Below are 11,840 nucleotides of genomic sequence, written 5' to 3'. Positions count from 1 at the left end.
CCCATCGTCGCACGCCCCGGCCAGGCCTAGTCCAGCTCGGGCATGGCCACCGGCTGCGGGCGGGGACGGCACGAGCCGCACTGCACCGCGTCCTCGACGACGAGCGCCTCGGCCCGGTCCCGCTGGACCGACCGGGTCACCTCCAACAGGTACGGGCCGAACCGGGCGTGCTCGGCGCACACCCCGCGTCCACAGAACCGGCAGACGGCACGGGCACCCTCAGCGCAGAACCAGCACAGCATCCCTCAATTGGACGGGGCGATCGGCGCTCCCGCAACGGCGGAACCCGATGCGGTCTCGTCATCGGCCGGTTCGGAACTCTCTTCCGGGGTCGGCGTCACGCTGGGCTGGGCCGACGTCGGTTGCGGGGACGTCGCGCTGGGCCGGGTGGGCACCACGATCGTGGGTCGCGTCGTCGGCGGCGTCGTCGGGCGGGTGGTGGTCTCGGTCTGCTCGTCCTCGGTGGGTTCCGGGTCGTCGTCCGGCTCGGTGGTGGCCGACGTGGCGCTGGTCGCGGGCGCCGACGTCGGGCTCGCCGACGCCGACGCGGACGGGGAGACCGACGCGCTGGGCTCGGCGGGGAAGGACTCCTCGACCGGCGGGGCGGTCGGCTCCGCGGACGCGGGCGGGTCGACCACCACGCCGTCACCGCAGCTCAGGTCGCTGCCGGCGGGCGGGCTGGCGGTGCCGGCAACGGACACCGTGCCGGACGAGACGACCACCGCGGACGGGTCGACCGCGAACCAGGCGCCGCCGGTGCTGACCACGTCACCCTGGGCCTGCGTGACGGTCAGCGCCAGTGGCTGGAACGCGCCGCTCGGGCTGTTCGTGTCGGCGAGCACCCGGCCGGTCTCCAGTCTCAGCCGGCCGGACACCGCCGAGTCGCGGGCGCTCCGCACGGTGACCGTGCCGACCTCGGCCCGGGAACCGGCGCAGATCAGCACCATCGCGCCGCCGGGGTAGGTGAGCCGGGCCGAACCGCCGGCCGGCACCTCCACCCCGGATCCGGCGGTCAGGTAGCGGCTGTCCCCCGCCGTCAGCGCCGCGGTCTCGTCGCCGATCCGGGCGGCGACACGGCCCTGGTCGACCGAGAGCAGGGTCCGTTCGCCGGGCATCTCCGCCCACGCCGGGCCGGCCTGCAGGTTGAGGGCCACGCTGCCGGCCGCGAACAGCAGCAGGGCGCAGACGAAACCCCACATCCGGCGTTCGAAGTGGTGGTCCACGTCGTACTGCTCGGAGCCGTCGGGCGGTCCGGGCGGCACGGCCAGCGGCGGATGGGTGGCGCCGGGCCGGGCCGGGGAGGGGGTGCTGGGCCGGACCGTGGGCATCGTGGTGCCCGGCCCGTACGCCCCGACCAGCGGCGGCAGGCTCGACGCGTCCGGGATGATCCACAGCCGGACCGGGGTCCGGGTCTGTGCCACCATGCCCGGGCTGCCCTCGCCGACCGGGCCGACGAGGGTGCCGCGGCGCAGTTCGATGCCGTCCGGCATGGCGATGACGCCGGCCTCGACGACCACCGCGTGGGTCGGCCCGTGCAGCACCACCGGCGCGCCGGCGTCCAGGTCGGCGGGGTGGGCGGTGGCGATCAGGGCGAGACGCTGGTCCTCCTCCAGGCCGGCCAGTGCCGGGGTGTCGGCGAACAGCGCCTCGGCCTCGGCCAGTTCCTGCGGGGGCGGACCGGGCATCGGCCCGACCACGGTGGCGACCGTCGAGGTGGGCAGGGCGAGCAGGACCGCGCCCGCGGTGTGCCAGTCGAGCTGGGCGGCGCGGCCGGTGAGCGCGCCGGCCAGGCCGACCATCCCACCGGGTCCGACGTGGTGCCGGATGGTGCCGCCCGGGTCGCCGGGGCGGCGGCCGTGCAGGGCGCCCTCGACCACCAGGTAGACCGCGGACGGTGTCTCACCGGCCGGGATCAGGTGCCGGCCGGTCGGCGGATGCGTCCAGCGGGCCCGGGCCGCGAGGTTCTCCAGGGCCTGTTCGGGCAGACCGCCGACCTCGGAGGCGCGCAGCGCGGCCAGCCGGCGCGGCAGGTCGGCCTCCCGGTTGCGTTCGGCGGCCATCTGCCGCCAGCGGCGCCAGGTCCGCCCGAACCGGCCGAGCAGGAAGTAGAGCGGCGGGGCGACGACGCCCGCGACGATCACCAGGAGCAGCAGCTGCGAGGCGATGCCCTGATGCCACAGGCCGACCACGACGCCGTGCACCCGGTCGGTCCAGAGGCGGTGGCCGAGGCCCGCGGCGACGACCAGCCAGAGCAGGGCGAGGACGCCGTAGAGCGCGACCAGACGGCCCTCGCGGTCCAGTCTGCGCCAGCGGGCGCCGCGGCGGCGCAGGCGGCCGGAGAGCCAGGACAGACCGCGGGCCCGCAGATCCGGGATCTCCAGCCAGTCCATCAGCAGGTAGTGCCCGTCCAGCGGCAGCAGCGGGCTCAGATTGAAGAACGTGTGCAGGTAGAAGAGGAAGGCCAGCTTGAACGCGATCGGCTGGGCGGCGGGCAGGGCCAGACCGGTGACCATCGCCAGACCGGCCAGGCCGGCCGCGGTGGCCGGGCCGGCCAGGGTGACCGCGATCCGGGCGCGGCGGCCGGCCATCCAGACGTCGGTGGTGTCCACGAAGACCGACGGGATGCCGAACCGCAGCATCAGCCCGGCGACCGGGACCTCACGGCCGACACGCTTGGCGGCCAGTGCGTGACCGCACTCGTGCAACGCCAGAACGACCACGTTGAGTGACACGAGGACGATTGCACCGAGTAGATACGAGTCACCCACCAGAAAGAGTGATGCACTCCCCTGCTGCCACGTGATAGCGAAAAGCACCAGGCCGGCCAGCGACAACAGCACGCCGACCCCGAATCCGACGCGGCTGAACAGCACCCGGCCGAGCGTGCGATAGAGCGCGGTCACCACCCCGTCGACCGGGACGGAGAGCATCCGGCGGCCGCGGGCCGCGGCGGCGATCGACTCGCCCACCCGTTTCGGCAGCGGCTCGCGGACCATCTCGCGCAGCGGCCGGAACGCGTCGGTCGGCAGTTCCTCGAGCATCCGGTTGGCCGCCAGGTCGGCGACCACCCGGCGCACCTGGTCGGGGGCGAGCCGGCCGGCGATCCGGGCGAACTCGGCCACCAGGCGGGCCACCGTGGTGACACCGTCCATCATCAGGGCGAGCTGGTACTCGTCCGGGGTCAGCCGCAGGTACGCCGAACGGCCGCCGTCGTCCGGCGAGCGAAGCATGACGTACCGCCCGCCACGGACCGACGCCCGGTGACGGACCTCGATGCCGGGCCGCAGGATCGGGCGGGCACTGCCCGGATTGAGCCGATCGGCGACCGTGTGCCAGAGCCCGGCGTCCGCGGGTCCGGACGGGACTCCGGGAGCCCGGCCGGCAAGGGCTTCCCAGACACTGGTCCGGGTCTCGACATAGGTCAACTCAGGGGGCCTTTCACTCCGCCGAAGCGAAACAAGACGACCGCCGGATGGTTCGCCCGCGGCGAATGGAGATTAGGCGGTCGCCTGGGCAAACGCGAGACCCGTACGGCAAAAGCTGCCTGTTGGTCGTGAAGGTCCAGAATCGCGGCATAGATAGGAATACGGCGGGTGACGTGCCCACCCCCGGGCCACGTCACCCGCCGTACAGCGGAGGGTTGTGCTGGTGAAGCTCGCTTTACTGGGCCTCTTGCAGGGTGACGTCGACGGTCTGCTCGGCGCCGTTGCGGGTGAAGGTGAGCGTCATCTTCTGACCCACGGTGCCCGCCTGCACGGCCGCCACCAGATCGTCCGACTCGTCGATGGCCTTGCCGTCCACCTTGGTCACCACGTCGCCCTGCTGCAGGCCGGCCTTGGCGGCGGCGCTGCTCTCGGTGACCTCGCGGACCAGGGCCCCGCCGTTCTCCGCGTCGGCGACGCTGACGCCGAGAGCCGGGTGGCTGACCTTCTTGCCCTGCATGAGCGCCTCGGCGACCTGCTTGGCCTTGTTGCTCGGGATGGCGAAGCCGAGGCCGATGTTGCCGGAGCTGGAGCCGGAGGTGGCGATCGCCGAGTTGATGCCGATCACCTCGCCGTTGGTGTTGACCAGGGCACCGCCGGAGTTGCCCGGGTTGATCGGCGCGTCGGTCTGCAGCAGGCCGGTCATCGTGGTGCTGCTCGACTGCTGCTGTTGCTGCTGGCTGCCGAACGGGCTCTGCTGCTCCTGCTGCTGCTCCTCCTCGCTGCTGGACTGGATGGTGCGGTCCTTGGCGCTGATGATGCCGGCGGTGACCGAGCCCTCCAGGCCGAGCGGGCTGCCCAGGGCGAGCACGGTGTCGCCGACCTGGGTCTGCGAGCTGTCGCCGAAGGTGGCGGCCTGCAGGTCCGAGACGCCGGTCGCCTTGACGACCGCGAGGTCGGTGCGGGCGTCGGTGCCGACGACGGTGGCGGTCGTCTTGGTGCCGTCCGCGAAGATGATGTTGACGGTGTCGCCCGTCGCCGAGGAGACCACATGGTTGTTGGTCACGATGTAGCCGTCGGCGGAGAGCACCACGCCGGAGCCCTCACCGGAGTCGGTGGTGATCGAGACGACGCTGTCCTGCACGGCGGCGGCGATCTGGGCCAGCGAGGAACGGTCGACCACCCGGGTGACCGAGGAGTTGCCGGTCAGCACGCTGGCGGGGGAGCCGCCGTCGTTGAGGGCGATCGCGGTCGCGGCGCCGACGCCACCGGCGGTCAGCGCGAGCACCAGGGCGGCCGCACCGGCCAGCAGGATCTTGCGGCCGCGACGGTTGCCGTTGCCGGGCGGGGGCGGACCGAAGGCCGGCGGGCCGAGTGGGGGTTGCTGACCGCCGCCGCCGGCTGCCTGCCAGGCGCCGTAGGCCGTCTGCGAGTAGTCGGCCGGGTAGCCCTGCCCGTAACCCTGCGGGGCCTGGTAACCCTGGTGCGGGTGACCGTAGGGCATCTGCTGCTGGGCGGTGTAGTCCGGCTGAGCGGAGACCGGCTGCTGCGGCCAGGCCGGAACGGCGGACTGGACCGGCGGGGTGGGCTGCTGCGGGGCCCAGGGGCTCTGCGGGGCCGCGGGGTGGGCGACCGGCGCGTGCGGGGCCGAGGGGTGTTCGGCGCCCGCCTGTTGGGGTGCCGCGGACTGGGGAGCGGCGGACTGCGGGGCAACCGGCGGCTGCTGAAGAGTCGCCTGCTCAGACTCCACCCGCTCCGCGCTGGTGAACTCAGCGGCGGCGTCCGCGGGCCGCGGGTTGGTCTCGTTCTCGTTCATGTAGGTAACTCTGCCCCGTCGCACTCGTACCGAACTGTGTTAGTCCTGGACGTTTTCTGTGAACCCTTTATCCACTTTTACGGTGGGTAGCGTGACTCGGAAGGTCGCACCCCGGCCGGAATCGCTCAGCACCTCGACGGAGCCGTTGTGCGACCGCACGATCGCGGCGACGATGGCCAGTCCCAACCCGGTACCCGTCGCCTCCCGCTCGGTGTTGCGGGTTCGCGCGCCGTCCACCCGATAGAACCGTTCGAAGACGTGCTGGGACTGCTCCGGACTGAGACCCGGCCCCTTGTCCTCCACCTCGACCACGGCGGTGTCACCGGTCCCGGCGTGCACCCGCAACGTCACGGCCGCGCCGGGCGGGGTGTGCACCAGGGCATTGGTCATCAGGTTGCCGATCACCTGGCGCAGCCGGGCGTCGTCGCCGTACGCCACCAGCCGCTCCGGTTCGTCCCGGACGTCCAGGGTGATCTCGCGGTCCGGGGCGGTCGCCTGCGCGGCCTGCACCGCGTCCATGGCCAGCACCGGCAGCTCCACCGGTGCCAGCACGATCGGGCGTTCCCGGTCGAGGCGGGCCAGTAGCAGCAGGTCCTCGACGAGCAGACCCATCCGGGCCGCCTCGTCCTCGATCCGCCGGACCAGCCGGGCCACGTCGGCCGGGTCGGAGACCGCACCCTGCCGGTAGAGCTCGGCGAAGCCGCGGATGGTGGTCAGCGGGGTGCGCAGCTCATGCGAGGCGTCCGCGACGAACTGCCGCATCTTGCCCTCGGACTGCACCGCGCGCGCCTCGGAGCGCTGCGCCGACTCGGCCGCGTCGCGGGCCGCCCGCTCGGAGTAGGCGCGGGCGATGAAAGCCGTCTCGATCTGGGTGAGCATCGCGTTCAGCGCGCTGGAGAGCCGGCCCAGCTCGGTGGTCGGCTCGCCGCCGTCCTCCTCCGGGTCGGGCACCCGCTGCGCCAGGTCGCCGGCCGCGATCCGGGCCGCGGTGCGCTCGATCTGCATCAGCGGGATCAGGCTCTGCCGGACCAGGGCCGCGCCGATGGTGGCGAGCGCGACCAGCACGCCCACGCCGACCAGGACGTCCACCCAGATCAGCCGGGCGATCACCGCGTCGATGCCGGTCATCCGCTGGCCGACGTGCATGACCGTGTCGTCGGAGAGGCGGACGACGAGCATCCGCCACATGTACTTGCCGTCCTGGCCGCGTGCCGAATACGGCTTGCCGAGGTGCGACTCGATCGTCTCGACCCCGCTGAGCAGACTCGGCACCTCCTCGCTCTCCACGCCGGCACCCGGGGTGATCACCCCGGCGGCGCCACTGACCGCGGAGAAGGCGATGACGTAGTCCGGTGGGGTGAAGACCGGGCGGAAGGTCCGGCGGGCGAGCTTGTCCTCGGCGTGCTGGGCCATCGCGACCAGCTGCGAGTCGAGCCGGGTCAGCATGTAGTTGTGCAGGAAATAGGTGCTGGCCGCGCTGATCAGGGCCAGGGCCGCCAGCACGAGCACCAGGACCGAGGCGACCAGCTTGGTCTGCAGCGAGATCTTGCGCAGGCTGTGTTGACGCGGAAGCGATCCTCGCACCCGCTCGGCAAGAGTCACGGCGGGCCTAGACGGCTGGTTTGCGCAGCACGTAACCCACACCGCGGAGGGTATGGATCAGCCGGGGCTGCACGTTGTCGACCTTTCGCCGCAGATACGAGATGTACGACTCGACGATGTTGTCGTCACCGCGGAAATCGTATTTCCACACGTGGTCGAGGATCTGCGCCTTGGAGAGCACCCGGTTGGCGTTGAGCATCAGGTAGCGCAGGAGTTTGAACTCGGTCGGCGAGAGCTGCACCCGGCTGCCGGCCCGGTAGACCTCGTGCGTCTCCTCGTCGAGCTCCAGGTCGGCGAAGACGAGCCGGGAGGGCTGCTCGTCGCTCGCGCTGGTGCGGCGCAGCACCGCCCGGATCCGGGCGGTGAGTTCCTCCAGGCTGAACGGTTTCGTCACGTAGTCGTCGCCGCCGAGCGTCAGGCCCCGGATCTTGTCGTCGGTGCCGTCCCGGGCGGTCAGGAACACCACCGGTGTCCGCTGGCCCCCCTCACGCATCAGCCGGATGACCTCGAAGCCGTCCAGGTCGGGCAGCATCACGTCGAGGACGACCAGATCGGGGGCGGAACTGCGCGCGGCGCTGACAGCGGCGCTGCCGCTGGTCGCCGTCGTGACGTCGAACCCGGCGAAGCGCAGGCTGGCGGAGAGCAACTCGAGGATGTTCGCGTCGTCCTCCACGACGAGAAGCTTCGCCTCGCTCTGCTTGGGCTGGGTTTGAGCGACCATGCCGCCATTGTTGCCCCACCCGCTGCAGCTCGCCTGCGCAGTTCCTGAAAATTGTCTGTGAGGTCACGCTGCCAGGCGATACCCGCTCTCCCCCAGACTGGCCTGCGCCGCCCGGGCCAGCACCCGCCGGTCCGCCCCCGGTTCCGGGCGCAGCGCCGGGGCCGCGACCAGCGTGATCGTCAACTGCCGGATCCGGGCGATGCGCAGCACCGAACTCCACAGAGTGTCCTCACCGATGAAGCAGGCCTCGGCCGAGTCGTACCGGATGGAGACCGGCACCACCGGAGCGCCCGCGTCGATCGCCGACTGGAAGAAGGCCGGCCGGAACCGCCCGTGCTCGGCGCCGCAGAAGGTGGTGCCCTCCGGGAAGACCACCACCGAACGACGGTCCCGCAGGACACCGGCCGCCTCGGCCACCGTGCCGGGCAGCGTCCGCGGACGGGTCCGGTCCACGAACATCGAGCCGATCCGGCCGGCGAACGCGCCGATCACCGGCCACGACCGCACGTCGTGCTTGGCCACCAGGCGTACCGGCAGGATCGCGGTCAGGGCCACGATGTCCAGCCAGGAGACGTGGTTGGCGACCAGCAGGCTGCCCGGTCGCGGCCGGGGACCGCGCCAGAGCATCCGGACCCCGAGGACCGCGAGCAGGGCGCGGCACAGGCCACGCAGGGCGGCGCCACGCAGGAGCGCCGCCGGAAGGACACCGCCGAGGAGTACGCCGAGAAGCGCCGTCACCCGCACCAGGACGGTCACCCGGGCCGCGGCGGGGAGACCGCCGGGCCGGCAGCGGTCGTCGCACCCCGAGGCGGGCTGCCAGAGCACCGCCGTCACCGCGTCGCGCCCAGGAAGTGCCGGCGGTACCGCGGGTCCAGCCGGTCCATCGAGAACAGCACGTAGAAGTCGGCGCAGTCGAACGCCGGGTCGTAGGCAGGGTCGCCGCAGACCCAGCTGCCCAGTCGCAGGTATCCGCGCAGCAGTGGCGGCACGGTCACCTTCGGGTCGGCGACGACGCCGGCCGGCGCCTCCCACGGACGGCGCGGGCGGACCCGCAGCGCCGGCGGCGACAGGTGCTTGGCCCGCACCCGGGCCCGGACGCCGGCGGCCAGGTGACCGCCGTCGGCGAGCGGCACCGACGCGCACCCGCCGAGCCAGCGCAGGTTGTTGAGGTGCATGTACCGGGCGATGCCGGCCCACATCAGGTTGACCACGGCGCCGGAGCGGTGGTCCGGGTGCACGCACGACCGGCCGATCTCGACCAGGTGGTCGCGCAGCGGGCGCAGCGCGCTCAGGTCGAACTCGGTGTCGGCGTACCGGCGGCCGGCCAGTTCGGCGGCGCGGGGCGGGAGCATCCGGTACGTGCCGACGACCGCGCCGGTGGCGTCGTCCCGGACGATCAGGTGGTCGCAGTACTGGTCGAACTCGTCGGCGTCCAGGCCGGCCGGGGCGCCGGTCAGGTCGGCACCGAGTTCGCCGGCGAAGACGTCGTGGCGCAGTCGCTGCGCGTCCTCGACGAGAGCGGAGTCGTCGGCGAGGAGGAGGGAGTAGCCGCTGGTCCCGGTGGGTGCGGCGGCGGTCATCAGAACAGCCATGGGATTTTTGTAAGGGCGACACCTGCCGATGGGATGTCGTGGCAGGTGGCGATGTGTGACAGCTGAATGAACGGCGTGTGCGAGGGCCCTGTGGGAAGGTCGGTGGATGCGGATTCCGGCTCGCTTCAACGGACCTCCCGGCAGCGGCAACGGCGGCTGGTGCGCGGGCGCCTTCGCGGTCGCGGCGGGCGCCGGCCCCGGTGGCCCGCCCTATCAGGTGACGCTGCGGGTACCACCGCCGCTGGACACCGTGCTCGAGCTGCGCGACAGCGCGGTCTACGCCGGCGACCGGCTGGTCGCCGAGGTGGCGCCGACGGCGACGGCTGGCGACGGGGTGCCCCCGGTGACGCGCGCGGAGGCGGACGCCGCCTCGCAACGGTTCCCCGGATTCACCCGGCACCCGTTCCCCGGCTGCTACGTGTGCGGTCCGGAGCGGGCCGAGGGGGACGGTCTGCGGATCTTCCCGGGCCCGCTGCCGGACGGGCGGGCCGCGGCGCCGTGGACGGTCCCGAACCAGGTGTCCGCCGAGACGATGTGGGCCGCCCTGGACTGCCCCGGCGGCTGGGCGGCGATGTCCGACGGCCGGACGTTCGTGCTCGGCCGGATCGCCGCCGAGATCGACGCGCTGCCCGCTCCCGGCTCGTCCTGCCTGGTCGTCGGCGCGTTGTCGAAGGTCGACGGCCGTAAGGCCACGGTCGGCACCGCCCTGTACGACGAGTCCGGCCGGCGGCTCGCGGTCGCCCGGGCCACATGGTTGGCGGTGGTCTAGTAGGTTGATCGCTTCCAGTAGACGCTGAAAGTACTTTCAGTGTCTTCAGCCGAGTTCGAGGGGCCGAGACGATGAGCGGAGCGGACTCGGCGGAAATCGTCGTTGAGCGCCTCACCAAGCAGTACAGACAGCTCAAGGCGGTCGACGACCTCTCCTTCTCGGTGCGGTCCGGCCGGGTGACCGGCTTCCTCGGCCCGAACGGCGCCGGCAAGACCACCACGCTGCGCATGCTGCTCGGACTGGTCGCCCCGACGGCCGGCACGGCCACCTTCGGCGGCCGCCGCTACGTCGACCTCACCGACCCGGTCCGCCAGGTCGGCGCCGTCCTGGAGGCGTCCAGCGCGCACCGCGGGCGCACCGGCCGCAATCACCTGCGGGTGGTCTGCGCCGCGGCCGGCCTGCCGCAGAGCCGCGTCGACGAGGTGCTGAAACTGGTCGGTCTGGAGCCCGCCGCCACGCGCAAGTTCAAGGGTTACTCGCTCGGCATGCGCCAGCGTCTCGGCATCGCCACCGCGATGCTCGGCGACCCGCGGGTGCTGATCCTCGACGAGCCGGCCAACGGCCTCGACCCGGAGGGCATCCGCTGGATGCGCGACCTGCTCAAGGGACTGGCCGCCGAGGGCCGCACGGTGCTGGTCTCCAGCCACCTGCTGGGCGAGATGCAACTGCTCGCCGACGACGTGGTGATCGTCGCGGCCGGCCGGCTGATCCAGCAGGGCCCGGTGGAGTCCGTGCTCGGCGGCGCGGGCACGGCACGGGTCCGGGTGCGCACGCCGCAGCCGGCCGAGTTGACCGCCGCCCTGGCCGCGCTGAACGCCGGCGTCCAGCCGGAGAGCGACGGCTCGCTGACGGTGACCGGGGTGGAGCCGGCGCAGGTCGGCAACGCGGCCTTCCGGGCCGGGGTCGAGCTGCACGAGCTGACCGGTGAGCGCGCCGACCTGGAGAAGGTCTTCCTGGAACTGACCGCGGGGAAGGCGGACATCCGATGAACCTGGTACGCGCCGAACTGTTGAAGATCCGGACCACCTCGCTCTGGTGGATCTTCGGGATCGTCCTGCTGCCGCTCTGGGCCCTCTCCCTGGCGTTCAACTGGTTCCAGTACCGCGGGAGCTCGCCGGCCGGCGGCGACATCGTCGATGACGCCGCGACCCCGGTGGCCGTCGCCTCCGATCTCTACACCACCGGCCAGTTCTTCGGGATCCTGATGGTGCTGCTGATCGGCGCCATCCTGATGACCAACGAGTTCTTCCACCTGACCGCGACCAGCACCTTCCTCACCAGCCCTCGTCGCGGGCAGGTGATCCTGGCCAAGTACGCGGCGGCCGCGATCGCCGGCGCGGTGGTCTGGGTGGTGCTCACCGCGCTGAACCTGATCCTGGTCCCGCTGCTGCTCGACGCGATGGAGCTGGGCTCGCAGCTGGACGAGACGGCGGTGTGGCGGGCGATCGCCCTGAACCTGCTCGCCTTCCTGCTCTGGGCGGTGCTCGGCGTCGGGTGCGGGGTACTGCTCCGCAGCCAGATGGCCGCCGCTCTGACCCTGTCGCTGCTGTACGTGATCGGCACCCAGGCGATCACGCTGGTCTTCTTCCTGCTGACCCAGAACGTCGCCGAGTGGATCGGCAACCTTCAGGTGCTGGTGCCGGTGACCGCGTCCCAGCTGATGATCTCCGGCACGGATCTGCCGGGCAGCCCGCCGCAGTGGGTCGGCGCCGTCGTGCTGATCGGCTACGCGGTGGTGACCGGCCTGGTCGGGACCTTGATCACCAAGAGCCGCGACATCTCCTGAGCGGTCCACCCCGTACCCCGGCGGGACCGGGGCCTGAGCCGTATGTTCGCCACAGAGCGGACGTCCGGACGGAGAGCGCTCGTGCACGGCGTAGCCTGGACACCGATTCCTACTCGTCCCGCGTGACGAAGC

The 11,840-nt window shown here is 72.3% G+C and carries 10 protein-coding genes; 3 read left to right on the top strand and 7 right to left on the bottom strand.

The features are described from left to right. Positions 1–26: 26 nt before the first annotated feature. The 7 genes from QSK32_RS19260 to QSK32_RS19230 form a co-directional block, all read right to left on the bottom strand. Positions 27–242 (bottom strand): hypothetical protein, encoded by a 216-nt coding sequence (locus tag QSK32_RS19260; RefSeq protein ID WP_045745806.1) that lies wholly within the window; start codon positions 240–242, stop codon positions 27–29. Between the two features lie 3 nt (positions 243–245). Beyond that, positions 246–3,425, bottom strand: a complete 3,180-nt coding sequence (locus QSK32_RS19255; RefSeq protein ID WP_285472673.1) for a cyclic nucleotide-binding protein — start codon at positions 3,423–3,425, stop codon at positions 246–248. 235 nt (positions 3,426–3,660) lie between these two features. Beyond that, on the bottom strand, positions 3,661–5,238 hold the full coding sequence (locus QSK32_RS19250) for a S1C family serine protease (RefSeq protein WP_285472672.1): 1,578 nt from the start codon (positions 5,236–5,238) through the stop codon (positions 3,661–3,663). A 39-nt stretch (positions 5,239–5,277) separates the two neighbouring features. Then, positions 5,278–6,840, bottom strand: coding sequence for a sensor histidine kinase (locus tag QSK32_RS19245; RefSeq protein ID WP_083449409.1), 1,563 nt, complete (start codon positions 6,838–6,840; stop codon positions 5,278–5,280). A 7-nt stretch (positions 6,841–6,847) separates the two neighbouring features. Further along, complete coding sequence (locus QSK32_RS19240) at positions 6,848–7,561, bottom strand: response regulator transcription factor (RefSeq protein WP_045745803.1); 714 nt, start codon at positions 7,559–7,561, stop codon at positions 6,848–6,850. 63 nt (positions 7,562–7,624) lie between these two features. Next, positions 7,625–8,386 (bottom strand): lysophospholipid acyltransferase family protein, encoded by a 762-nt coding sequence (locus QSK32_RS19235; protein ID WP_245674181.1) that lies wholly within the window; start codon positions 8,384–8,386, stop codon positions 7,625–7,627. Positions 8,387–8,391: 5 nt separating this feature from the next. Further along, positions 8,392–9,153, bottom strand: a complete 762-nt coding sequence (locus QSK32_RS19230; RefSeq protein WP_285472671.1) for a GNAT family N-acetyltransferase — start codon at positions 9,151–9,153, stop codon at positions 8,392–8,394. Between the two features lie 106 nt (positions 9,154–9,259). Between QSK32_RS19230 and QSK32_RS19225 the strand changes: the two genes are divergently transcribed. The 3 genes from QSK32_RS19225 (at position 9,260) to QSK32_RS19215 (ending at position 11,708) form a co-directional block, all read left to right on the top strand. Further along, positions 9,260–9,922 carry a hotdog family protein gene (locus tag QSK32_RS19225; protein ID WP_045745800.1) on the top strand — a complete coding sequence of 221 codons (663 nt, stop codon included), beginning with the start codon at positions 9,260–9,262 and terminating at the stop codon, positions 9,920–9,922. 71 nt (positions 9,923–9,993) lie between these two features. Next, on the top strand, positions 9,994–10,911 hold the full coding sequence (locus QSK32_RS19220; protein ID WP_285472670.1) for an ABC transporter ATP-binding protein: 918 nt from the start codon (positions 9,994–9,996) through the stop codon (positions 10,909–10,911). Then, positions 10,908–11,708, top strand: coding sequence for an ABC transporter permease (locus tag QSK32_RS19215; protein WP_045745798.1), 801 nt, complete (start codon positions 10,908–10,910; stop codon positions 11,706–11,708). The genes QSK32_RS19220 and QSK32_RS19215 overlap by 4 nt, the downstream gene beginning before the upstream one ends. Positions 11,709–11,840: the final 132 nt, after the last annotated feature.

It is taken from the genome of Actinoplanes sp. NBRC 101535, assembly GCF_030269225.1.
Taxonomy (GTDB): Bacteria; Actinomycetota; Actinomycetes; order Mycobacteriales; family Micromonosporaceae; genus Actinoplanes; species Actinoplanes rectilineatus.
The sequence above is the reverse complement of the archived record's forward strand: the minus strand, read 5'-3'. Positions and strand labels throughout refer to the sequence as shown.

Bases quoted from the DNA above. Each gene is read 5' to 3' on its own strand.
- QSK32_RS19260 (WP_045745806.1), bottom strand. From the start codon at position 242: ATGCTGTGCTGGTTCTGCGCTGAGGGTGCCCGTGCCGTCTGCCGGTTC.
- QSK32_RS19250 (WP_285472672.1), bottom strand. From the start codon at position 5,238: ATGAACGAGAACGAGACCAACCCGCGGCCCGCGGACGCCGCCGCTGAG.
- QSK32_RS19240 (WP_045745803.1), bottom strand. From the start codon at position 7,561: ATGGTCGCTCAAACCCAGCCCAAGCAGAGCGAGGCGAAGCTTCTCGTC.
- QSK32_RS19230 (WP_285472671.1), bottom strand. From the start codon at position 9,153: ATGGCTGTTCTGATGACCGCCGCCGCACCCACCGGGACCAGCGGCTAC.
- QSK32_RS19225 (WP_045745800.1), top strand. From the start codon at position 9,260: ATGCGGATTCCGGCTCGCTTCAACGGACCTCCCGGCAGCGGCAACGGC.
- QSK32_RS19220 (WP_285472670.1), top strand. From the start codon at position 9,994: ATGAGCGGAGCGGACTCGGCGGAAATCGTCGTTGAGCGCCTCACCAAG.
- QSK32_RS19215 (WP_045745798.1), top strand. From the start codon at position 10,908: ATGAACCTGGTACGCGCCGAACTGTTGAAGATCCGGACCACCTCGCTC.